18 protein-coding genes are annotated in these 23,146 nt (G+C 58.2%); 15 read left to right on the top strand and 3 right to left on the bottom strand.

The genetic code is table 11. From position 1 onward, the window contains the following. The first annotated feature begins 313 nt into the window (after positions 1–313). Positions 314–3,406 (top strand): TonB-dependent receptor, encoded by a 3,093-nt coding sequence (locus tag OOT55_RS10735; RefSeq protein ID WP_265365869.1) that lies wholly within the window; start codon positions 314–316, stop codon positions 3,404–3,406. Positions 3,407–3,464: 58 nt separating this feature from the next. Here the strand turns inward: OOT55_RS10735 and nrdD are convergent, their stop codons facing one another. Next, entirely contained in the window at positions 3,465–5,270 is a 1,806-nt protein-coding gene (gene nrdD / locus OOT55_RS10740; protein ID WP_265365870.1) for an anaerobic ribonucleoside-triphosphate reductase, read from the bottom strand. Next, complete coding sequence (gene nrdG / locus OOT55_RS10745) at positions 5,200–5,727, bottom strand: anaerobic ribonucleoside-triphosphate reductase activating protein (RefSeq protein WP_265365871.1); 528 nt, start codon at positions 5,725–5,727, stop codon at positions 5,200–5,202. Before nrdG ends, nrdD begins: the two co-directional genes overlap by 71 nt. A 284-nt stretch (positions 5,728–6,011) precedes the next feature. On the opposite strand from nrdG, the gene OOT55_RS10750 reads away from it, so the two are divergent. The 3 genes from OOT55_RS10750 (at position 6,012) to OOT55_RS10760 (ending at position 9,169) form a co-directional block, all read left to right on the top strand. After that, on the top strand, positions 6,012–6,722 hold the full coding sequence (locus tag OOT55_RS10750) for an MOSC domain-containing protein (protein WP_265365872.1): 711 nt from the start codon (positions 6,012–6,014) through the stop codon (positions 6,720–6,722). A 59-nt stretch (positions 6,723–6,781) separates the two neighbouring features. Next, the gene (locus OOT55_RS10755; RefSeq protein WP_265365873.1) at positions 6,782–7,972 is read left to right on the top strand and encodes a trans-sulfuration enzyme family protein; all 1,191 of its coding nucleotides are present in this window, start codon (positions 6,782–6,784) and stop codon (positions 7,970–7,972) included. Between the two features lie 402 nt (positions 7,973–8,374). Further along, the gene (locus tag OOT55_RS10760; RefSeq protein ID WP_265365874.1) at positions 8,375–9,169 is read left to right on the top strand and encodes a class II glutamine amidotransferase; all 795 of its coding nucleotides are present in this window, start codon (positions 8,375–8,377) and stop codon (positions 9,167–9,169) included. Positions 9,170–9,231: 62 nt separating this feature from the next. On the opposite strand, the gene OOT55_RS10765 is transcribed toward OOT55_RS10760, so the two are convergent. Beyond that, positions 9,232–9,690 carry a hypothetical protein gene (locus tag OOT55_RS10765; RefSeq protein ID WP_265365875.1) on the bottom strand — a complete coding sequence of 153 codons (459 nt, stop codon included), beginning with the start codon at positions 9,688–9,690 and terminating at the stop codon, positions 9,232–9,234. A 222-nt stretch (positions 9,691–9,912) separates the two neighbouring features. Between OOT55_RS10765 and OOT55_RS17855 the strand changes: the two genes are divergently transcribed. The 11 genes from OOT55_RS17855 (at position 9,913) to cysI (ending at position 23,107) form a co-directional block, all read left to right on the top strand. Continuing rightward, positions 9,913–10,089: an NAD(P)-binding domain-containing protein gene (locus OOT55_RS17855; RefSeq protein ID WP_416141004.1), complete on the top strand. Its 177-nt coding sequence runs from the start codon at positions 9,913–9,915 to the stop codon at positions 10,087–10,089. Further along, positions 10,035–10,163, top strand: a complete 129-nt coding sequence (locus OOT55_RS17860; protein ID WP_416140956.1) for a hypothetical protein — start codon at positions 10,035–10,037, stop codon at positions 10,161–10,163. Before OOT55_RS17855 ends, OOT55_RS17860 begins: the two co-directional genes overlap by 55 nt. Before the next feature lie 23 nt (positions 10,164–10,186). After that, entirely contained in the window at positions 10,187–10,513 is a 327-nt protein-coding gene (locus OOT55_RS10770) for a hexameric tyrosine-coordinated heme protein (RefSeq protein ID WP_265365876.1), read from the top strand. Between the two features lie 261 nt (positions 10,514–10,774). Continuing rightward, positions 10,775–11,125, top strand: a complete 351-nt coding sequence (locus OOT55_RS10775; protein ID WP_265365877.1) for a TetR family transcriptional regulator C-terminal domain-containing protein — start codon at positions 10,775–10,777, stop codon at positions 11,123–11,125. Then, complete coding sequence (locus tag OOT55_RS10780; protein ID WP_265365878.1) at positions 11,109–12,482, top strand: efflux RND transporter periplasmic adaptor subunit; 1,374 nt, start codon at positions 11,109–11,111, stop codon at positions 12,480–12,482. Before OOT55_RS10775 ends, OOT55_RS10780 begins: the two co-directional genes overlap by 17 nt. Beyond that, on the top strand, positions 12,479–15,559 hold the full coding sequence (locus OOT55_RS10785; RefSeq protein ID WP_265365879.1) for an efflux RND transporter permease subunit: 3,081 nt from the start codon (positions 12,479–12,481) through the stop codon (positions 15,557–15,559). The genes OOT55_RS10780 and OOT55_RS10785 overlap by 4 nt, the downstream gene beginning before the upstream one ends. 183 nt (positions 15,560–15,742) lie before the next feature. Further along, entirely contained in the window at positions 15,743–16,807 is a 1,065-nt protein-coding gene (gene selD, locus OOT55_RS10790) for a selenide, water dikinase SelD (protein WP_265365880.1), read from the top strand. Between the two features lie 235 nt (positions 16,808–17,042). After that, the gene (locus OOT55_RS10795) at positions 17,043–18,131 is read left to right on the top strand and encodes a tellurite resistance/C4-dicarboxylate transporter family protein (protein WP_265365881.1); all 1,089 of its coding nucleotides are present in this window, start codon (positions 17,043–17,045) and stop codon (positions 18,129–18,131) included. A gap of 110 nt (positions 18,132–18,241) precedes the next feature. Continuing rightward, positions 18,242–19,471, top strand: a complete 1,230-nt coding sequence (locus tag OOT55_RS10800; RefSeq protein WP_265365882.1) for an NAD(P)/FAD-dependent oxidoreductase — start codon at positions 18,242–18,244, stop codon at positions 19,469–19,471. Positions 19,472–19,610: 139 nt separating this feature from the next. Then, a complete protein-coding gene (locus OOT55_RS10805) occupies positions 19,611–21,398 on the top strand; it encodes an assimilatory sulfite reductase (NADPH) flavoprotein subunit (RefSeq protein ID WP_265365883.1) in 1,788 nt (595 codons plus the stop codon). After that, positions 21,398–23,107: an assimilatory sulfite reductase (NADPH) hemoprotein subunit gene (gene cysI, locus OOT55_RS10810; RefSeq protein WP_265365884.1), complete on the top strand. Its 1,710-nt coding sequence runs from the start codon at positions 21,398–21,400 to the stop codon at positions 23,105–23,107. Before OOT55_RS10805 ends, cysI begins: the two co-directional genes overlap by 1 nt. Positions 23,108–23,146: the final 39 nt, after the last annotated feature.

Below are 23,146 nucleotides of genomic sequence, written 5' to 3' on the forward strand. Positions count from 1 at the left end.
AAAAGGAACAATACCTGGTCTCAGTGTTGTCCTGAACCCTAACAATACCTCACCGCCCTCAGGCTAGACCATTCCCCATCGTCGGCAACCCGACCATTCCTTATGCCGTAAGCGTCACTGCCTCCTCAAGGGTAACTTCACTGCGACAGTGGCTACCCAACCAGACTAATAGACTTAACGACTATATGAGTTCATTTTGGAGTCTCTGTCTGGAGGCGTCCCAAGGCCTCCTGCAGATAGATGCAATGAAGGACACTGTTCTCAATACGAGCACTATAAGCAATAACACTCGATATAAAAATTGGAGGATCCAATGAACACAAACCGCAGTTTGGTTAAAAAACGGTTACTGTCGGCCAGTATTGCCGCCCTGGTCGGCACCACCTTCGGTACTCCCGCCTTGGCGCAGGAGGCCGGTCAGCTAGAGGAGATCGTAGTTACCGGTTTACGCGCCTCACTCGATCGCGCCATGGACATCAAGCGGGATTCCTCGGGCGTCGTCGACGCCATTTCCGCCGAAGATATTGGTAAGTTTCCAGACGCCAACCTGGCCGAATCCCTGCAGCGGATCACCGGCGTCTCCATTGACCGCGTCAACGGCGAAGGCTCCCAGATTACCGTGCGTGGCTTTGGTGCCGCCAACAATATGGTGACACTCAATGGCCGCACCCTGCCCGCCGGCTACACCTACGGCGGCGGCAGCGGCGCCGGCGGTACCTCCGGCGGTGCCACCCGCGCGTTTGACTTTGCCAACCTGGCATCCGAGAGCGTCGCCGGTGTCAGCGTGTACAAAACCGGTCGCGCTTCGGTACCCACCGGCGGCATTGGCGCCACTGTGGACATCACCACTACCAAACCTCTGGAGAACGACCCCCTGGAGGTTTCTCTGAGCGCCAAGGGCATGCACGACACCACCGTCGGGGACAGCGGCGAAGACTTCACGCCCGAAGTCTCTGGCTTGTTCAGCTGGAAAAACAGCGACAACACTGTGGGCCTGGCCGTTACCGCCAGCTACTCCAAACGGGATTCCGCCGCAGCCAATGCCGCTGAAAATAACTGGAACATGGCTTATTGGGATGCCGAAGCACACGCCGCAGGCGAGAACCAGGGGTTCAGCTGGATTCGCGATGGCGACGGTAATATCGCCGCAGAGATCAACGGAGAACCGAAAGATGGCCAACTCTTCGCACGCCCCAATGATTTCCGCTGGGCTTATTCCGAACGCAGCCGGGACCGTGCTAACGCGCAGGTGACCGCCCAGTTTGCCCCTCGCGATGATGTGACCGTTACCGTCGATTACACCTACGCCGATATGCAGATTGCCGAGCACCGCGGCGAATGGGCGCTGTGGATCGGGAACGGTTCGAGCGTGGAACAGGTTGATTTCGACAACTCGGGCGAGATCGCCGTGCCTCTGTATATTCAGGAAAAGCTGAACAACAAAGACATGGGTTACGAACAGCAGTGGCGCGAGCAGAACAACACTCTGCATTCGTTTGGCTTCAACACTGAATGGTTGGTCAATGACTCCCTGACCCTGAACTTTGATGCCCACGACTCCAGCATGGACAACATGCCCGACGGTCCAGGACAGGCTGGCGAAATCGCCATGAGTGTGGGTGCGCCGGTTGGTGAGCGCCAGTACTTCTGGTTCGGCGGAGACCTGCCTCAGGGCGCCTACGACTGGGACGATGACAACACCAACGATAACGGGCGCTTTGACGAACCCGATTTCGGCACCCAGCAGGGTCGCGTGTTCTACGCCTCACAGGAAATGGATATCGCTCAGGTTCAGTTCGGTGGTAGTCAGGCATTTAATGAAGCTACGGTGGACTTCGGCCTGGAATACCGCGAAATGGAGATGCGCCAACAGAACTCCAACCGCCAGGTCCAACTGGGCAACTGGAACGTCAGCAACCCCGGAGAGCTGTACAACATTCTCAAACCATTCAACTTCGCCGCTCAATACGACGACTACGACACCTCCAGGATGAGCACCATCGGCATGCGGGCCATTGACGTGTACGGCCTGTGCCAGCAATCGTTGGGCATCTACGGCGATTACGATGGCAACTGGGATTGCTCCGCGCTCAGCCAACACCCCAACGACAATCAGGTGACCGAAGAGATTACCGCCGCATTCGTTCAGTATGACAATACCTTTGACCTGGGTGGCTTTGAGACCGACGTTCTGCTCGGCCTGCGCTACGAGGAAACGGAAGTGACCTCATCCGCACTTATGGAAGTTCCGCTGTATCGGCCCTGGGAGAGTGATAACGACTTCCAGACCACCGTATACGCCGATGACCAGGCGTTTGTGGCAGAGGATCACAGCTATGATAACCTCCTACCCAGCCTGGACGTAGGTGTTTCGGTTACCGACGATGTGCTCGCCCGCTTCTCCGCCAGCCAGACCATTGCCCGGCCGAACTACGGCAACCTTTTCGTATCGGTGGGCAATTTCTGGCAGGACAACCCCACCCACCTGGGCGGTATCACCTCGGCCAGCAAAAACGATCCCAAGCTGGATCCGTTGGAGTCCACCAATATCGACCTCTCGGTAGAGTGGTACTTTGATGACAGCAGCTATGCGTCCATCGGCTACTTCCGCAAAGACGTAGAGAACTTCATTGGCTCCGGGGTACGCAACGAGCCGCACTTTGGCATCCGTGACCCAAGTGCCGGGCCATTGGTAGAGCAGGCCGAGCAGGCCTTGGAGGCACGGGGTATCTCGGTCAACGCCGAAAGCCTGTTTACCATGACCGCCATTCTGGACAACCCGAACGACTTCCCGACCGGGCCCGACGCCATTCAAGTGGACAGCGGCAACGCCTCGCAGCTGGACCCGGACTTTGTCGCCGACATGATTCAGACGTACGACATTGCGCCAAATGAGGACAGCCCGTTGATTCAATGGCGCACCACCTTCCCGATCAACCAGAAGGAAGCCACCATTGATGGTGCCGAGCTGGCCTTCCAGCACTTCTTCGGTGACACCGGGTTTGGCGTGCAGGCCAACTACACCATCGTCGACGGCGACATCGGCTTTGACGATACCGCTGATCCAACCGAGGAGCAGTTTGCCCTGCTCGGCTTGAGCGACACCGCCAACCTGGTAATGATGTACGAAAAGCATGGCGTTCAGGCTCGTCTGGCCTGGAACTGGCGCGATGAGTTCCTGCGTCAGACCAACCAGGGTGGATCCAATAACCCGGTTTATGTCGATGAGTACTATCAATGGGACATGAGCGTCTCGTATGAGATCAACGACCAGTTCAGCGTTTTTGTGGAAGGTTTGAACCTGACTGAAGAAAATGTTCGCTGGCGGACCCGTGATGCCCGTTTGACGCAGTACCTTGAAGACCTGGGCGCACGCTATCAAATCGGCGTTCGTTACAACTTCTAAGGAGAAACAAGCAGGGGCGGCTCAGCCGCCCCTTTTTCCCCGTACGTCCCGTTCAGGATTACCGAACCAGAGCCGCACTCCCCTCTTTACCTCGACGATGGTAGTGACGTAACCGATGTTCGTTACGGCGTCCGGCGCTGAACGCCGACACCCGTTTCAAATAGCCGATCACTCTCGTACCATAATCAATATCCTCCGAATGGCATTCCGGACAGGCCTCAAGCGTTCGCTTGTCGATGTGTTCGCAACGATTGCAAATGGTGATCCGAACATTGATACAGAAGTAATTGCAGCCGGTGCGCGCCGCGGTTTCCATTAGGGCGAGATAGCCATCAACGGTCAGCGACTCCTCCAGGTTCAGGTGCAACGCCGAACCGCCGTCAAGATAGTCGATTAGCTCTCGTCCGTGCAAAATCAATTTATCCAATGAGTTGGTAGACTCATCTTCAACCTGATAGAAGTAGGAGTTGTAGCAATCTCTGCGAACCTGGTAGCCATCCGCCCGATCCCATTTGGCATTCTTTACGCCCAGGTTTTCGGCGGGAACGAATTCGGTATTGAACATATAGCCCCACTCTTTCTTGGCCCGCTTGTTGGCATCGTAGATGACTTTCAGCTGTCCCTGCACAAACGCTTTGTATTCAGAGTTATTGCCGGGCACCAAGCCCTGCGACTCGGCCGCCTCCACCATGCCATTGATGCCGATGGTCAGAAACTGTTTGTCGAGCGAGATTAACCCCGCATCATAGACGCTTAGCAAGCCAGCCTGCTGATACTCTTCCATCAACGCCCGGTAGGCCACTTGATAGCGATGTACTTTGTCCACCTCGACTTCCAGGTCGCGGCCATCCTGAACCAGACGATTCATGTTCAGGGTAATTACGTTGATGGAGCCGGTGGCCACCCCGCCCGCACCCAATGTGTAGGAGAAGGTGTTGTCACTAATTTCGCTGCGCAACCGGCAACAGGAGGCCAACGAGTCGGCATTGTCCGACATGTACATGAAAAATGAGTTTCCCTCACTTAGCTCACCGGCCAGCTTTTTGGCAAACAGTTGGTCCCGACAGCGCCCATCTTTGGTCAACAAAGCGGCCGTAACCACCGGAAAGGTGAGAATCGCCTTTGTACGCTCCCGGTTGAACCAGTTCATGAAAAAATCCTGCAACTGTGACACCGAGTTCCAATCGGGTTTGGTGAAATCCGGAAACACGAAATCACCAAACATTGACTCAAAATAGTACTGATCGTATACCGAAATATTCCAGAACACACTCTGATAACCGCGCGCGGCGGCCGGCTGGTTGATAGCATAGACCACGTGTTGAAGATGGTTGGCAATCGCTTTCGGGTGGTCTCGCAAGTAGTTGTCGCCATAGTCTTTTCGGGCGAAATAGTCAAAATAGGTTAAAAATTCGACCGTGGCCACGGCACCGGCAAACTGAGCACTGACAGCGAACACCAGGTTGACGAAGCTGCCACAGAAGGATTCCAGGTGCTGCGGTGCGCGAGACTCACCACCGAGTTTGGTCAGCCCGTCGCGTAGGAAGGGATACAGCGTCATGGAGATGCAGTAGGGCTTGAGGCTGGTTTCATCGTGCACATAAATTTCGTGCGCCTCAACCTGACGAACGTATTCCTCCGCCAGCTCATCACCAAACAGTTCGGCAATTTTGCGGCTGACTTTCGCCCGGTTGATCTGGATGAACACATCTTTCATCAGCTCGGACTCCAGTGTGGCGATATTTTTGTGCGTGACGTTGGCATTGGAATCCACGCGGGAGCCGTCGGCGGCATTATCCGCGTGCAAGTATTCCTGAATGAAGCTCAGTTTCTGATCGATCTGGTGTGGTGTGAGTTGAAGCATGGGAGTGACCTCCTTGGAAGTGATGGTTGAGCATTGCGCCGGTGCGCAAATCGATAAGGCGTTGATTGGTGGTGGGGCTGTCGAGGCCGCCCAACTCCCGAACCCAAGGGCCGGTTTTAAGAAACGTCAGTTGACGACGTAAGCGGGGCTCGACCGTATCAAGACCGGTGTACAGGCAACGATGTACTCCCTGACGTTGGGCGGCAGCCAATAACGCCAGCAAGGCGCTCGGCTGCCATTCACCACCGAAAAAGAGCACACAGGTCACCAGCCCCCGATAGTCTTTCAATCGCTGAATCAGAAAGTCAGGCGTCAGAGGGCGACCACCTTGAGGGTCCCAGCTGTCCGCACTGTGACAACCCGGGCAGCGCAGTGGACATCCGGTAACCGTGTAGGCCAGAGACACTTCTCCAGGAACCTCCTGAAAGACCACATCTTCGGTGAGATAACGCAACATGATGAGTTCGCCTGAGCTGCATGACCTGAAAGCACAACATATAGTGTTTTTATAGCAAGCAAGACACAATACCCAGTAAGCGGTAATACTCGCGCCAACCCTGATCTCCTCATTTTTTTGCCGACAGAAAACGGCCAAGAGACTCGCATCCAGATCAACCTGCACACTGAGACCGGGGCCTGAATGTGGGAAACAGGCCGCATAAGTTAATCACAGAGGGGCATTTACAGGTTCACACGGATTGATCAACATTACACCGACGACAACTCATCAGGCATAGCTTTATGGTAGAACGAAAATTTGTCACGCTAGACCGGCTTTTTATCGGACGTGCTATACCCTACGGCCCGAACGGTGAACTCAGCGCCATTCACAAAGCCCCCCTGGAGGGCCCAGTCACGGTCACTTCTTTAGGTCTGACCGGTGATCAACAAGGTGATCCGCGTCATCATGGCGGCCCCGACAAAGCCATCCACCATTATCCCGCCGACCACTACCCCCACTGGCAACAGCAACTGCCCGACACGCACGGCAAGCGCTGGCACTGTGGCGCGTTTGGTGAGAACATCAGCACCGTTGGTTTGACTGAGAGCGATGTCTGTTTCGGCGACATCTTTGCCCTCGGTTCTGTCCGTCTTCAGGTGAGCCAGGCCCGCCAACCCTGCTGGAAACTGAACCACCGGTTTCACGAGAAAGACATGGCGCAACGAGTGCAAGATAGCGGTCGGACGGGCTGGTACTATCGGGTATTGACCCCGGGCACACTTCAGGCGGGTGATCGGTTCAAATTGATTGATCGGCCTCATCCGGATTGGCCATTGACGCGCATACTGCACTTTCTGTTTCTCGATCCTCTGAACACAGAGGCATTGCGCGCCATGCATGAGCTTCCCCGCTTACCGGCGTCTTGGCAAAAGTTGCTAGAACATCGATTGAACACCGGTGAAGTGGAGAGTTGGGACCGACGATTACGGACGCCGACAAAAACCGTATAAACACCACCTGCACGAAAAGCCTCCAGGGCGAACCGATTTTGTTTGAAGAGACCAGGACCATGCCGATAAATAAGCCCCAGGCACTACGGACACGTTTAATTCACAACCACCCCGACAACGACCCCTACGGCAGCCCCTACTGCCCGGTGTACAACACCACCACCTACCGCCAGGCCAATACCCGGGCTCTACTTGATACCATTGAGGGGCGCGCCGATGGACCGCTGTATACCCGCTGGGGCGGCAACCCCACCATTGAGGCGCTTGAACAGAGTCTGGCAATGCTCGAACAGGCGCCGGCGGCACTGGCCTTCGCCTCGGGCATGGCCGCCATCTCGGCGACGTTGCTGTGTCACGGGCGCGAGGGCATCGTCGGCGTGGGCGACCTGTACGGCGGTACCCTGGAGTTTCTCGAGCATAACGCTCGCCCTCTGGGCTACCCGGTTGAGTACCGGCGCTACGATCAACTCGACGAACTGGGCGACACACTCAGGCCCGGGATGCTCGTGTACTGCGAAACGCCCGCCAACCCCACGCTCCGGCTGATCGACATCGCCGCCCTGGCCGAGCAGGTACACCGCAAAGGCGCCCTGCTCATGGTGGACAACACCTTTGCCACCCCCATTAACCAGCAGCCTCTGACCCTCGGGGCGGACCTGGTGGTGCACAGCGCCAGTAAATACCTCGGCGGCCACAGTGACATTACCGCCGGCGCGCTTATGGGCGACCGGGAACGAGTGCGTAGGGTCGCCTCATGGCGTACCAACCTGGGACAGATTCTGTCCCCGGAAACCGCCGCTCTGCTGGCCCGCAGCCTGCGTACCCTGCCTCTACGTGTACGCACCCATAACGACAACGCTTTGGCTTTGGCCCAGGCGCTTGAAACCATGTCGCCTATCCGCCGGGTGCTCTACCCGGGCCTCGCTTCGTTTGCCCAACACGAGCTGGCCAAACGACAAATGTGCGGCTTCGGAGGGATGCTCAGCATTGAACTCGAGGGCGATTTTGAACAGGCCGCCGCGGTGGCCGATCGTCTCAAGGTTTTTGTATTGGCGCCCAGTCTCGGTGGATTGGAGAGCCTGGTCAGCCAACCTTGCGCTACCAGTCACCATGGCATCAGCCGAGAACAGCGAATGGCGCAGGGCATCAGCGACAGTCTGTTGCGCCTGTCGGTAGGGGTAGAGTCCGTGGAAGATTTGATCAGCGACATCCAGCAGGCCCTTGACGCCGCTTACGACTCCGCCCGGTGACCGGAATAGCACCCATCGCGCGGCGTGGTCGACATTTGGCGGGCGTAAACCGCTCGACACTGGCACCAGGAGTCCCAGAACTAACTCACCGTTTTGAGTGGCTCAGAATTCTCCGATTATTTGGGGCTCTTAACGGGACGCCCAGGCCCGAACGGTAAAAGTATTGTAAGTCCGGTGCCAGCCCCTAAAGCATCACGTAATCACTATCATGGTGCTCTTGCCCCGACTGATTTTGCACCAATCTGGAACACAGCTTGGGCCTCGACGACATCACTGCAATTGTTTGGTGCATAAGCCAAAGGTTGTCGAAGCGCCATGCCTCCCCTGACGGCAGTCCGACGAAAGATAAAGTGCGTATAATCTCTTATTATCTGTGCATTATCCTTTAAGAGCCGGTCTGTTATGTGCGAACTTCTGGCCATGAGCGCCAACACCCCCACCGATCTGTGCTTCAGCTTTACCGGCCTGACCCGCCGCGGCGGCGAAACCGGGCCTCACAAAGATGGGTGGGGCGTGGCGTTTTACGAAGGCAAAGGCGTGCGCAACTTCCACGACGCCAATGCCAGCGCCTCCTCCCGCATCGCCGAGGTAGTGCAGACCCATCCGATCAAAAGCGAAGTGGCCATCTGCCATATCCGTCAGGCCAATGTTGGGGACATTTGCCTGGCCAACACCCATCCGTTCACCCGCGAGCTCTGGGGCCGATACTGGGTGTTCGCCCACAACGGCCAGTTGTCGGATTTTGCGCCCGAACCCGGTTTCTACGAACCGGTGGGCACAACGGACAGCGAGGCGCTGTTCTGCGATATGCTCAACCACCTGCGCCAGCATTGCGACCGGCACACGCCGACCGCCGAGGTGGTACAGCGGCTGGTGAGTCTGTCCGAAGGCTACGCCCGTCAGGGGGTATTCAACCTGCTGTTGAGCAATGGCGACTGGCTGCTCACCTACTGCTCCACCAAGATGGCCTGCATTACCCGCCGCGCACCCTTCGGTCCGGCCCGCCTGAAGGACGCCGACATGATGGTGGATTTCAAATCGGAAACCACGCCCGACGACATTGTTAGCGTGATCGTCACCGAACCGCTCACCAGCGATGAGACCTGGAATATCTACCAGCCCGGCGAGTGGCGCCTGTGGCGCAAGGGTGAAGTGGTCATGGCAAGTTCAGCCATCGACCAAACTCGCCAGAGATAACAGGGATTGCACTGTCCTACTCGTACCGCCCGTTAGTCGACTCTCGTTCTCTTCGAAATATGTCAGTACATTTCAAGTCGACCGATATCCCGCGCCTGCAGTCTGGCTTCAGCCTCCTGATTGTCGGCAAGTTCTTCAAACAACGCCTGCTCACTGGGTATCTGGGCCAACTCGGCACGCAAGCGATACATATCGCGCAGCGTCTGGTGGGCCGTGAGCACGTTGGCGAGAATATCGGACACATCCTGGCACCCCACGCAATGAATCACCCGTTCAAGCATTTTGGGATGCACAAAGTCCTGCGAGTCTATCAACCAGGTTTTCAATAACGCCGGGTCGGCATCTTCCACATAGCGCTTCATACTGTCGTGCATGCGTCGCTCGCGGTTTGCAAGAAACTTCAGCGCCATGGTCATCCGTTCATCGCGTTGTTCACCCGCCCGGCGCGTGTACATGGCACCCAATTGCTGATGAAAATCGACGATCCAGTCCAGCAGCTCACTGACTTGTCGAAAGGCCATAACGGTTTCCTCCATTGCCAGGTTTGTAGACCCAAACACTGCTACCTCTTTGTGGCCCATCGAGCCCTTCCCCGAGTAGGGCGTCATTCCTTCAAGGTAACGCTTGTCAGAGCCTATCATAAGATGTATTGTTAATGCATCTTATTTTGATTTGTGCGCCCCTTGAAGCTCTCAATAACCGGAGGTCTTACTATGCAGCTCGGCATAATTGGCTTGGGAAAAATGGGCGCTGGCATCGCGCGACGCCTCTTACACAGAAACCACAATGTCGTCGTTTTCGACCGAAATGCGAAAGTTACCGACAAGATGGCCGCGCCGCACGCGGTTACATACACGCGGGCCCCGTGGGCGCCGGGCATTTTGTCAAAATGGTCCACAACGGCATTGAGTACGGCTTGATGCAAGCCTATGCGGATAAATTGCTGTCCGCAATGCGGTTCAGTTTTGGCGGACATACCGAAAAACCACAGTAACTCACAAAAAGGAGATATGACTCATGTCGAATCGATATTCCGCGCTCAGCGCCCTACTGGTTCTTTTTCTGGCCCTTATGTCACCGACACTGGCCGTGGCCGATGAGACCGAAGGCAAGACTAACGGAAAACAACCTTTGAGCCTGATAACCGCGTCCCCGGATGACGGGTTTGCTCTGGCCGTCACCCTGGCGCGCCGATCCGTGACCACCATGCAACAGAACAAGGACATACTGCACAGCGAGCGCCCCGAGTATGCCGAAAGTGCGGACGGTCTGATCGCTGCGTCCCACGTGATCGCCGTATGGTTCGATACCATCGCCAGAGCCAATGATTATTGGCGGGAATAACCCGGTAACTTTCTGATGCTGTCTTTTCTCAAAAACGGAGAACCGGTCAACTTTGATCGACCGAACTGCCCCCGTCTGCAAGGTGACCCTCGTGTCTTGGAGGCATTAGAGTTCGAGCGGTTGGCCGGAATATTTCGTCAGCGTCGGGTTGAAATACGCTCCACAAGCTGTCCAGAGTGCGAAGAGCGTTGGGCCGACGAGGGCGGTCGAGTATTTTAAGAATCATATCACTACGAGCAGGCCATTCCCGCCCTTGAGGCCATGTTTCTGGCTCACGTGGGCTTTGTGGTCCGGCACCCAGGCATCCCGCGCGTGATGCTCGGCGAATTACAAAAACCCGGCCAGGGCGCCGCCAAAAAAGTCATGCAAGCCACTCTGAACCACTACCGCCAGACCGTCGTGGGCCTGCTCAAGCGGGGCATAGCGCAGGGGCAAATTGCCCCGGACACCGATACTGAGGCGGCGGCGGTACTCTACCTGGGAGCCATTCAGGGGTTGGTGGTCCAGGGAGTCATCAGTGGCGATATTCGCGCGCTGGAACCCACCGCACCGCGCATTTTCAGACTGTTCCGTGCCGGCCTGCAGGAGACTCGCCATGATTCGACATCCTAAACGCCTGCTGGCCTTGACGGTCCTTTTGGGGCTGACCTTTGTGGTGGTCATGGTCAAATTGAAGCAGCCACCGGAACGGGCCGATCACCCCTCGGAGGGTACGGCGGTGCAGATTCTGGAAATCACGCCACGAGTGTTCCACACCGAGGTGCGAAGCTACGGGCAGATTCTGCCCGCCCAGAGCTGGAATGCGGTGGCCAATGTCGGCGGCCGGGTGACCTGGAAACACCCGGAGCTGGAGAGCGGCAACCTGATTGCTGCGGGTACCCGGTTACTGGAAATCGACCCCACCCGGTATGAGCTGGCCCAAACCTCCGCCCAGGCCGATCTGGCCGGTATCGAGGCCGAGCTGCGTCAGTTGGCCCAAGAGGCTCGCAATACCCAGGCGCTGCTGGCGCTGGAGGAACGCCGACTGGCGCTGGCCCAACGGGAACTGGAGCGGGCCGAGACCCTGGCCGAGCGGGGCGCCCTGTCACAGACCCGCTACGACGAGCAACAGCGGGCGACCCTTCAGCAGGAGCAAGCCGTCCAGAGCCTGAGCAACCAGCTCAACCTGATTCCGGTAAAGCGCGAGACGTTGGAAGCACGCCGGGCTCGGGCCGAGTCAGCGCTGGCCAGTGCCCGGCAGGACCTGAATGACACCCGCTTCGAGGCGCCGTGGGACTTACGGGTGCACCGGGCCGACATCGACACCGGACAGCACATCAGCCCGGGCCAGAGTCTGTTCATTGCCGATGACATCACCCGTTCCGAGGCCACGGTGCAATTGCAAGTCCCGCAGTTGCGGCGGGTACTGGCGCAGTTGCCGGATTATCCCACCTTAGAGGCGACGCCCGCCAACGGCCTCTCGTTCACCGACTTTCACAAACAGCTACCCCTGAGCGAGCTGAACGTCCGGGTTACCCCGACCAACGTCCCCGATGCCCACTGGACCGGAACACTCCATCGGATCACCAGCAGTCTCGACCCGGCCACGCGCACGGTTCAGGCGGTCATTTCGGTCGAGGAACCCTATCGCAACGCTCATCCACCGGCGCGCCCACCACTGGTGCGTAACATGTTCGTGCAGGCGACTCTCAGCGCACCCACTCCGGAGCCAGTAATTGTGGTGCCCGCCAGCGCCGTGCATCAGGGCGAGGTCTACCTCGCCAGTGACGATAATCGCCTACGGCGCCAGCCGGTCAGTGTTGCCTGGGAACAAGGGGATCAGGCGGTGATTGATCAGGGACTTGAACCGGGAGACCGATTAATTCTGGATGATCTGGTGCCCGCCATCGAAGGTACGCGATTGACCCCACAGACCGGTCAGGCTCCGCTGGATGATCCGACCCGGACAAACCCCGGAGCTCAGCCATGATCCGCTGGTTCACCGCCCACCCCACCGCGAGCAACCTGTTGCTGATTCTGATGCTGGCAATGGGCCTGTTTGCCGCCCCCAGTCTCACCCGGGAAACCTTTCCGGACTACCGGCCGCCAGAAGTCAGCATCACCATGGAGTACCGCGGCGCTACGGCCGCCGATGTGGAAGAGGCGATCTGCCAACGCCTGGGGGAAGCCCTTCAGCGGGTAGATAACCTGCAGGAGATGGCCTGCACCGCACGGGACAACCAGGCTCAGACCATTGCCAGCATGGCCGCCAGCGGTGACATGGGGCGGTTTCTGGACGACATCCGTACCGAAATCGAGGCCCTGACAGACTTACCGGAAGAGGCCGAAGCGCCGATCATCCGCGAGCTCTATCGCACCGACCTGGTGGCCGCCATCGCCGTGACAGGTCCCATGAGCTTTGCCCATCTGGAAAGTTACAGCAGCGAACTGGAAGACCGGCTGTTCAGTATTGACGGAGTGGCCGATGTGGTACCGGTGGGGCTGTCCCAACGCCAGTGGCAGGTGGAAGTGTCGCAGCATCAGCTCCGCCAGTACGATCTGGGGGTACAGGATATTGCCCGCGCCATCGGAAGCCAGAATGTCGATATGCCTCTGGGCACCCTGGAAACCGACGCACAGGATATACAGCTGCGCTTTGTGGATGAGCGACGCTCGCTAAAGAGCCTCACCAATCTGCCCGTGCTCGGCACCGAAAGCGGCGCCCTGCTAACGCTTGGCGATATTGCCACCCTGTCCGAGACCTACGAGCGGCAGGAGGAGCGGGTCGAATTCAACGGTCGGCGGGCGATCATTCTGGAAGTTCACAAAAACCAGAATCAAGATGCGCTGCAGGTCATGGACGCACTGCAAAACTTTGTCGCCAAGGAAACCGCCCGACGTGACGGCACGGTCAACCTGGAAATCACCCAGGACATGACCTCCATCGTGAAGGACCGGCTGCAGATGCTGGTCGGCAACGGTATCGTGGGGCTGTTGTTGGTGGGTGCCGTCATGGCCCTGTTCTTCCGACCCCGGTTAGCACTCTGGGCCCTGTTCGGCTTGCCCACCGCCTTTGCAGGCGCCTTTTTGGTGATGGCCCTGACCGGGCTGTCCCTGAACATGATCACGCTGGTGGCCCTGTTGATGGCCATTGGCATCGTGATGGACGACTCGGTGGTCATCAGCGAGAACATCGCCCGCCGGGCCAGCGAGGGCGACACACCACTGGAAGCGGCCGCCGGCGGCACCCTGGAAATGCTACCCGGCGTTCTGTCTTCCTTTCTGACCACGGTGTCGGTATTTGTGCCTCTGGCCTTTCTTGCCGGCGAACTGGGCTCAGTCCTGGAAGTCCTGCCCGTGGTGCTGATAGCCGCCTTGGCGGCCTCACTGATTGAGGCCTTCTGGATTCTGCCCCACCATCTGAAAGGCGGCTTGGGTGCTGGTAAGGACAAACGAGCCTCCCATATTCGCGACCGCTTTGATCGGGGATTTGAAGCGCTCCGGGAAAAGGTCGGCCAGCTGGCCGACGGTGCCATCCGTTTTCGCTACGCGGTATTGGCCGGTGTGCTGATTGTTCTATTGGGCTCGGTTGGCCTGATGGTCGGTGGCAAGGTGCACATGGAAGCCATGCCGGAAATCGACGGCGACGTGCTGGAGGCACGGGTGTTGATGCCTCAGGGGACACCGCTGCACCAGACCCGGGATATCACCGCGCGCATTACGGCGGCCATGCAACGCCTTAACGACGAATTCCGTCCCGAACAACCCGGCGGCCAGACATTGGTGCGCAACCTACAGACGCGCTTCAACCAACACGCCGGCGCCGGCGAAAAAGGCGCCCATGTCGCTACCGTGATGGCCGACCTGCTCACGGCGGAACACCGCACGGTCGATCTGGCCACGCTGACCGAGCGCTGGTACTCGGAAATCGGGACCATTCCCGGGCTGATCGCCCTGAACATTCAGGAGCCCGGTTTTGGCCCGGCGGGCATTCCCATTGAAATTCGCCTGCAGGGCCGTGACCTGGACCGCCTGAAAGAAGCCGCCAACCACCTGAGCAACGAGATGGCCCAATACACCGGCACCTTCAATGTCCTGGACGATCTTCGCCCCGGTAAACCCCAGCGTACCCTGACCCTCAAAGACAGCGCGTTGGCCCTGGGGTTGACCGCCGGCAATGTTGCCGGTCAACTGCGCACCGGACTGCTGGGCGATATTGTGGATACCGTGCAGATTGGCGATCAGCACATTGAAGTGCTGGTACGCCAGAGCAATGCCGAACGCACTACTCGAGCGTTTTTGGATGATGCCGTGATCACCGGCAAAAACGGGCAGATGATTCCCTTGCGGGAGGTAGCTCAGATTACCGATGAGCGCCAGTGGGCCCAGGTCACGCGCATTGACGGTCGACGCACCGTGACCGTATCGGCTGATGTCGACGGCCGGAAAACCAACGCCGATGCGATTGTCACCGACCTTCAAAAACGGGTGTTCCCGACCCTACGCGCAAAGTGGCCCGACATTGAACTACACATTGAAGGCCAGACGGCCCGCTCCCGAGAGACCGGTCAATCCATTGCCCGGGGCCTGCTGATCGGTCTGCTGGGGATCTTTCTGATTCTTTCCTTCCAGTTTCGCAGCTACCTGGAACCGATCATTGTCATGTTGTCGATTCCGGTGGCCTTGATGGGGGCCGTCTGGGGCCACTTGTTGATGGGCTACAACCTGTCCATGCCCTCACTGATCGGTGCGGCCTCTCTGGCCGGCATTGTGGTAAACAACGCCATCCTGTTGGTGCAGTTCATCAAACGCTATCGGGAACAGGGGATGAGCGCCGGCCATGCCGTCGGCGCCGCCAGTCGCGCCCGTTTTCGTGCCATTCTCATTACCACCAGCACCACCGTGGCCGGTCTGCTGCCCCTGCTGGCGGAAACCAGCACTCAGGCCATGGCGGTGATTCCGCTGGTGATTTCGGTGGTGTTTGGTCTATTGGTCTCGACGTTATTGATACTGCTGGTCCTGCCAGCGCTTTATACAATATTGGAGGACCTGGGCTGGGCCCGGTAAGAGAGCTGTCGCAAAGCGGCTCCATTGGGATACAACCGTAGTCGTGGCACCCATCCCATGCACTGACCGTTTTACACCGCCAATACCTGCTCCTATTGAGGTACAGCCAGGATTACAAAGCATTGCTTACAATGTGCCCTTTTTTCACCCGTGCGAGATGCACCTCAATGGCAATATAAATCCATGACGTTTGATCTAACCGACACGCCACCGGCTCGTTTGACGCAGTACAGTCACGGCGCCGGTTGTGGCTGCAAAATTGCCCCAGATGCGCTCGCGCGCATCCTTCGATCCTCCATTCCCGGCGAACCCGATCCGAATCTACTGATCGGGCATGACCATAACGACGATGCCGCTGCCTACGACTGGGGGGATGGCAACGCCCTGCTGAGCACTACCGACTTTTTCACCCCCATTGTCGATGATCCGCGGGATTTTGGGCGCATTGCGGCAACCAACGCACTGAGCGACATTTATGCCATGGGCGGCACGCCGCTGACCGCTTTGGGGCTGCTCGGTTTTCCGATCAACACCCTGCCCGAGGCCTGGGCAAGGCAGATCATCGAGGGCGCACGAGAGATCTGTCGCGAAGCGGGTATCATGCTCGCCGGCGGCCACAGTATTGACACCCCGGAACCGCTGTTCGGTTTGGCCGTGACCGGCCGAGCCCCGATCGGGCAACTCAAGCGCAACAGCGGCGCCACCGCACAGTGCCTGCTCTACTTGACCAAGCCCCTGGGTATTGGTGTGCTGACCACAGCGGAGAAACGCGGTGTCCTGGTGCCGGAACATCAGGGTATCGCACTGAGTGTGATGAGTCAGTTGAACCGGGTTGGAACCGAACTGGCCTCACTGGCCGAGGTAAAAGCCATGACCGATGTCACCGGTTTTGGGCTTCTCGGGCACCTGCTGGAGTTGTGTGAAAGCAGCAACCTGGACGCCCGATTATGGACCGATCGAATTCCGGCCTTGCCACACGTAATGGGCTACTTGCGCCAAGGTTGCATCCCCGGTGGCACCAAGCGCAACGCAAGAAGCTATGCCGACCAGGTTGAACCTCTGGATGCCAACCAAAGCGCACTGCTGTTCGACCCACAGACCAGCGGCGGACTGCTGATCGCCGCCGAACCGGATGATGCGGTACCGGCATTACTCAGACGACACGGACTACCGTGCACGCCCATTGGACAGTTCGAGGTCAAAAGAACGGCTTCCCCTAAAATTCGTTTTAATCGTTCCAGTGTTTGACTTGTGCCGTCGTATTCAGCACGAATACCCTTACCCTGTAAGGGTATTCGTACACCCACAAAGAGGCAGGCACCCACCCCCGAAACCATCAAAGAATAAGTAGTGCCACTTTTACCGGGACGCAGAGGTTGGTCCGGCTCAACATGAGTTGTAGACTGCAATTGACAACCGCCAACCGATGGGTCTTGTGATGACTGAACTTCCGAGGCCACCACGCCCGGACAAAAACGACTCCGTGCTCACCCTTCATTTGCCGGTGGGGCGTCTCACTTACCGCCTGATCCACCTGATCCGGGATGGTGCCGCCAATTTATTCCCCGGCTATTTTGCGGTGGTGATGGCCACCGGTGCCACCGCTATCAGCAGTCAACTTCTTGGCTTTGTCTTTCTGGCCCGAGCACTGCTCGGCGCCGGCTTAATCGCGCTAGCAACGCTGTGGCTGTTAACGCTGATTCGAGTGATCCGTTTCCCACACCGGGTGGCTCAGGACATGAACAGTCACAGCCGGGGGCCGGGCTTTTTTACCCTGGTTGCCGGCAATGCCATTACCGGTTCAGCTTGTTGGATCATCCTCCATTCAGCCACGATGGCGACGATTTTATGGGGCTTGGCGTTATTCCTGTGGTTAACTGTCATGTACAGTTTTTTTCTGGCCGTCACGGTTCGCGATCGCAAGCCCACTTTGGCCGACGGCATCAATGGCGCCTGGTTACTCGCAGCGGTGGCCACGCATTCCGTCTCCATATTGACGGTGCTTATGCCCTGGTCGCGTTTGCATCCCGAACTGCTATTGTTGGCACTGTGTTTCTTTCTGCTCGGATGCATGCTGTATCTGGCAATCATCACGCTGATTTTCTACCGCCTGACATTTCTACAAGTAACCGTGGAATCGCTGACACCACCTTACTGGATCAATATGGGGGCGGTCGCGATAACCACGCTGGCGGGCTCCACATTGATTTTGGCAGCGCCGCAAAACGAGCTCATCCAATCTGTACTGCCGTTTCTGCGCGGTTTCACGCTCTTGTTCTGGATCACCGCCACCTGGTGGATTCCGTTGTTGGTCGGGCTCACCATCTGGCGCCACGGCATACGACGCTTTCCGTTACGCTACGAACCCCAACTGTGGAGCATCGTGTTTCCCCTGGCCATGTACACCACGGGCACCTGGCGCCTGGCTGAAGCGCTGGAGCAACCCATTCTGCTCTGGATTCCTCGAGTGACATTCTGGTTGGCATTGCTGGCCTGGACGCTGACCAGTATTGGATTTTGGCGACATCTGCATCGCCAAATTCAGGCCTCACATAACTTTATGTCGAAATAGATGCTTATGCTTCTCAGTACTTTGCTTAATACCAATCCGTCTATTAGATGCATTTTTAATACACCTTAATGCTGGTAAGCTTCCCGCTCAACCTGACAGGAGGCTGACCCATGACCCAACCCCGGCACCACGATATTGTGATCATCGGCGGCGGTGCCGCCGGCACCAGCGTCGCCGCCTCGCTGCTGCGTCAGCGCCCGACGTTGGATGTGGCAGTGATCGAGCCCAGCGACACGCATTATTATCAACCGGCCTTTACGTTGGTCGGTGGAGGCACCTACGCGTTGGAAGACACCGCTCGGCCGCAAGCCCGCACATTGCCCCACAACGCGACCTGGATTCGCCAGCCGGTCACCGCATTGAAGCCTGAACAACAACGCGTGGTGCTGAATAATGGCAACGAAATCCACTACCGTGCACTGGTGGTTGCGCCCGGTATTGAGCTGAACTGGTCGGCCATCGAAGGCCTGCCTGAGGCGCTGGGTCAGGGTGGTGTCTGCAGCAATTACGATCCCTCACTCGCCCGTTACACCTGGCAATGTATCGACAGCCTGAAAGCCGGTCGCGCTCTGTTTACCCAGCCGTCCACGCCCATCAAATGTGCGGGCGCGCCGCAAAAAATCGCTTATCTGGCGGCCCATCAATGGCAGAAACGCCAGCAGAGTCACCAGATACAGGCACAATTCTACAGCGGCATGGGCGCCCTGTTCAGCGTGCCGGACTTTGTTCCTCACCTGCAGAACGTGGCCATTGATTACGGGATAGGCATCAACCTTAAACACGATCTAATCCGGGTGGATGGCGAAAGGCACATCGCCACTTTCAAGGTGACAGATCAGAACGGCAAGAGCCACGACGTCGAAGAGACCTATGATGTTCTGCACGTCACACCGCCACAACGCGCGCCGCAGTTTGTGCGCGACAGTACGCTGGCCAATGAAGCTGGCTGGTTGAATGTGGATGCGCACACGCTGCAGAACCCCGAGTACCCCGAGGTGTTTTCACTGGGTGACGCCAGTTCGTTACCCACCTCCAAAACGGCGGCAGCCGTACGCAAACAGGCACCCGTTGTGGTCAAAAACCTGCTCGCTTTTCTGGATAAGGAACCGCTGACCGCCCGCTACGACGGCTATACTTCCTGCCCGGTGGTCACCGGTTATGGCGAGGTGATGCTCGCGGAATTCACCTACGGTGGAACCGTAACGCCCACATTGCCCCTAAACCCGTTCAAGCGGTCGCGCTTTTACTGGGTGGTCAAAAAACATCTGCTGCCACCTTTCTATTGGCGTTACATGCTGCGGGGTAAAGAAGGCGACATCGCGCACAAAGAGCGCCACTGACATCCCCCTGTTACTACCGCCGGTTCTTTGCTTAGGACGCATCCGTCTAAGCAAAACGGCGGCGTTGCCTTGAGTTTTTGTTAGCCTGACTCACTATCAAAGTCAAAGGATCACGGAACCCATTGGAGCCCGACTTCGCATGAACGCACCCTTGCCCCCTTCACCGTTGAACGACGCTCAGCGCCAGCAGATCGACGTCCTACTACGGGAATTGAACGAGCAGCAACTGGACTGGGTCCAAGGCTATCTAGCCGGCTACCGGGCCGCACTGCAAACCGGCAGCACGCCAGCAGCCACAAGCGGTCCCGACAGCACCAAGCTGACGGTCCTTTATGGCTCTCAGACCGGCAACGCGCAAACCCTGGCCGAGCAACTGGCCGAACAGGCTCGCGCCAAGGGGCTGAACGTCGAGTGCCTGGATATGGACGAATTCCCCATCCGGCAACTGAAAAAGACCGAGCGGCTCGCCCTCATCACCTCCACCCACGGCGAGGGCGACCCGCCGGATAATGCCCTTGGGTTGCACGAATACCTGCACGGGCGCAAGGCACCGAAGCTCGGTCAGTTGCATTACGCCGTGCTGTCGCTGGGGGATTCCAGTTACGAATACTTTTGCCAGACCGGGGTGGATTTTGATCAACGTCTGGCGGCGTTGGGTGCCGAGCGGATGGTGGATCGCGTGGACTGTGACGTGGACTATGAGGAGGCCGCCGATCAGTGGATGACGCAACTGTTATCGGTACTCAAATCCGAGACAAAAAGCACGGCTGCGGTTGCCCCGACACCCACAGCATCTACCTCCACCGCTGCGGGCCATGATCGCAAGCATCCGTTTTCCGCCCCTCTGTTGGACCGGGTAACGCTGAACGGTCGTGGCTCCAGCAAGGCGGTACACCACCTGGAGTTTTCCCTGGAAGATTCCGGGCTGCGCTACCAACCCGGCGATTCCCTGGGCGTTTATGTGCAGAACGATCCGGAGCTGGTGGCCCGGATTCTCGAGCAGACCCGGCTGGACGGCGAGCAAGCCGTGACGCTCAAGGACGACTCCCTGACACTGCACCAGGCGTTGCAGCATCATCTTGAGCTGACGCGACTGACACCACCGACGGTGCAACAGTGGGCCAAACTGAGTGAGGCCAGCGAGCTTCAACAGCTGACCAACGATAAACGGGGGCTGATTGACTGGCTGCACGGACGCGATCTGCTGGATCTGCTCCAGGAATACCCCATTGGCGGACTTAGTGCCCAGACGCTGGTCGACCACATCCGTCGCCTGCCGCCCCGGCTCTACTCCATCGCTTCCAGCCAGGCGGCTGTGGACGAGGAAGTGCATCTGACCGTGGCGGCGGTGCGCTACCAACAACGCGAGCGCCTGCGTGAAGGGGTGGGCTCCACCTGGCTGGCGGATCGCCTGGTGCTGGATGATACTGCACCGGTATTTATCGACACCAACAAGAACTTCCGCCTCCCCAGTGACCCCAACACGGCCATTGTGATGATCGGCCCGGGCACCGGGGTAGCGCCGTTTCGAGCCTTCATGCAGGAGCGCGAGGCCGAAGCGCATGCGGGCAAAAACTGGCTGTTTTTTGGCGACCGGAACTTTCGCACCGATTTTCTCTACCAGCGCGAATGGCTCCAGTGGCGCAAGCAGGGACTGCTCAGCCGACTGGATGTGGCCTTTTCCCGGGACGGGCCAGACAAGGTGTACGTGCAACACCGGATTCGAGAAGCGGGGTCGGAGCTCTGGCGCTGGATTGAGGACGGCGCGCACCTGTACGTGTGCGGCGATGCCAATGCCATGGCGCCGGACGTGCATGAGGCCCTGATCGACGTGATCAGCACCCACGGACACAAAAGCCGCGACAGCGCCGAGCAATACCTGCGCGAGCTGACCCGAAGCAAACGCTACCAGAGAGATGTGTACTGATGAGCCATGACGATTTGCCTTTAGCCGAACAGATCAAGCGCGAAAGCCGGTATTTACGCGGCACCTTGCGCGACTCCCTGGCGGATCACGCCACCGGCGCACTGCGCGACGAAGACACGCACCTGAGCAAGTTTCACGGCCTCTACCAGCAGGACGACCGGGAGCTGCGCGAAGAGCGCCGTCAGCAGAAACTTGAACCGCACTTCCAGTTTATGCTGCGCTTGCGGTTGCCCGGCGGAGTACTGACCCCGGACCAGTGGCTCGGACTTGATGAAGTCGCCGACCGCTTTGCCGACGGAAGCCTGCGCCTGACCACCCGACAGACGTTTCAGTTTCATCGGGTGTTCAAGGAAAACCTGCAGCCGCTGATTCAACATCTGGATTCGCTGGGGCTGGACAGCCGGGGCGCCTGCGGGGATGTCAACCGCAACGTGGTGGCGAACGTCAACCCGCACCTTTCTGCCAATCACGCACGGGTCTATGACCATGCGGTGCAGATCAGCGAACGACTGATGTGGCGGTCGCGGGCTTATGAAGAAACCTGGCTGAACGAGGCGCCAAAAACCCGCGAAGGCGAAGAGGAAGAACCCTTCTACACCTACCGCTACCTGCCCCGCAAATTCAAGGTTGCCATCGCTCTGCCACCCCACAACGATTGCGATGTATTGGCCAACGACATCGGCCTGATCGCTATTGAAGAAGATGGCGATATCGTCGGTTACAACATCGCGGTCGGCGGCGGCATGGGTATGACTTACGGAGAGACCGGCACCTACCCGCGCCTTGCCAGCCCGGTCGGCTTTGTTCCGGCCAATCAGGTGGTGGATGCCTGTGAGGCCATTGCCGCCATTCAGCGCGATCACGGTTGCCGCACCGACCGGGCTCACGCCCGGTTCAAATACACGCTCGATGATTACGGGCTGGAATGGTTCAAGGAACGGTTTGCCGAGGTGCACGGCACGCCGCTGGAACCACTACGGGACTACAGCCTCAAGGACAGCGGTGATCAATTCGGCTGGACCGAGGATGATCGGGGTCGGCACCACCTGACGCTGTTTATCCCCAGCGGCCGCATTCGCGATTTCGAGCAACTGAAATTGCGTACCGCGTTGCGCAGCATCGCCAAAGTGCATTCAGGCGAGTTTCGCATCACCTGCAATCAGAACCTAATCATCGCTGGCGTCAGCGAACAGGAAAAGTCCGCCATCCAGAAGCTGGTGGAACACTACGGTCTAGATGATGGAGGTAAAAGCTCACCCTTGGCACGCAACGCCATCTCTTGCGTGGCCTTCCCCACCTGTGGATTGGCCATGGCGGAATCCGAACGCTACCTGCCTGAGTTAAGTCAGAAAATTCACCAACTGATGAGTGAGGTGGGCATCGGTGACCAGGTGATTCAATTGCGTGTATCCGGCTGCCCCAACGGCTGCGCCCGCCCCTACCTGGGGGAGATTGCACTTACCGGAAAGGCCCCCGGAAAATACAACCTGTATCTGGGCGCCGATACCGGGGGCAACCGGTTGAACCGTCTCTACCGGGAAAATATCGACGAAGCGCAAATACTCGCCGATCTGAAACCGCTGTTCGAGCGTTTTGCCCAGGAACGCAATGCCGATGAAGGCTTTGGGGATTTTCTCTACCGCAGCGGCGTTATCCGCCCCTACAGCGGCCCCGAGGATTTTCACCAGCCATTGATCGCCCGCGGCTGATCCGTCCCGCCAAATTGCCCCCGTCACGCCCTCGCGAAG

Source organism: Marinimicrobium sp. C6131 (assembly GCF_026153455.1).
Classification (GTDB): domain Bacteria; phylum Pseudomonadota; class Gammaproteobacteria; order Pseudomonadales; family Cellvibrionaceae; genus Marinimicrobium.

Coding starts and splice junctions, on each gene's coding strand:
- OOT55_RS10780 (WP_265365878.1), top strand. CDS start 11,109: ATGATTCGACATCCTAAACGCCTGCTGGCCTTGACGGTCCTTTTGGGG.
- OOT55_RS17855 (WP_416141004.1), top strand. CDS start 9,913: ATGGGCGCTGGCATCGCGCGACGCCTCTTACACAGAAACCACAATGTC.
- nrdG (WP_265365871.1), bottom strand. CDS start 5,727: ATGTTGCGTTATCTCACCGAAGATGTGGTCTTTCAGGAGGTTCCTGGA.
- OOT55_RS10755 (WP_265365873.1), top strand. CDS start 6,782: ATGCCGATAAATAAGCCCCAGGCACTACGGACACGTTTAATTCACAAC.
- OOT55_RS10760 (WP_265365874.1), top strand. CDS start 8,375: ATGTGCGAACTTCTGGCCATGAGCGCCAACACCCCCACCGATCTGTGC.
- selD (WP_265365880.1), top strand. CDS start 15,743: ATGACGTTTGATCTAACCGACACGCCACCGGCTCGTTTGACGCAGTAC.
- OOT55_RS10805 (WP_265365883.1), top strand. CDS start 19,611: ATGAACGCACCCTTGCCCCCTTCACCGTTGAACGACGCTCAGCGCCAG.
- OOT55_RS10800 (WP_265365882.1), top strand. CDS start 18,242: ATGACCCAACCCCGGCACCACGATATTGTGATCATCGGCGGCGGTGCC.
- OOT55_RS10775 (WP_265365877.1), top strand. CDS start 10,775: ATGTTTCTGGCTCACGTGGGCTTTGTGGTCCGGCACCCAGGCATCCCG.
- nrdD (WP_265365870.1), bottom strand. CDS start 5,270: ATGCTTCAACTCACACCACACCAGATCGATCAGAAACTGAGCTTCATT.
- OOT55_RS10770 (WP_265365876.1), top strand. CDS start 10,187: ATGTCGAATCGATATTCCGCGCTCAGCGCCCTACTGGTTCTTTTTCTG.
- OOT55_RS10735 (WP_265365869.1), top strand. CDS start 314: ATGAACACAAACCGCAGTTTGGTTAAAAAACGGTTACTGTCGGCCAGT.
- OOT55_RS10765 (WP_265365875.1), bottom strand. CDS start 9,690: ATGGCCTTTCGACAAGTCAGTGAGCTGCTGGACTGGATCGTCGATTTT.
- cysI (WP_265365884.1), top strand. CDS start 21,398: ATGAGCCATGACGATTTGCCTTTAGCCGAACAGATCAAGCGCGAAAGC.
- OOT55_RS10750 (WP_265365872.1), top strand. CDS start 6,012: ATGGTAGAACGAAAATTTGTCACGCTAGACCGGCTTTTTATCGGACGT.
- OOT55_RS10785 (WP_265365879.1), top strand. CDS start 12,479: ATGATCCGCTGGTTCACCGCCCACCCCACCGCGAGCAACCTGTTGCTG.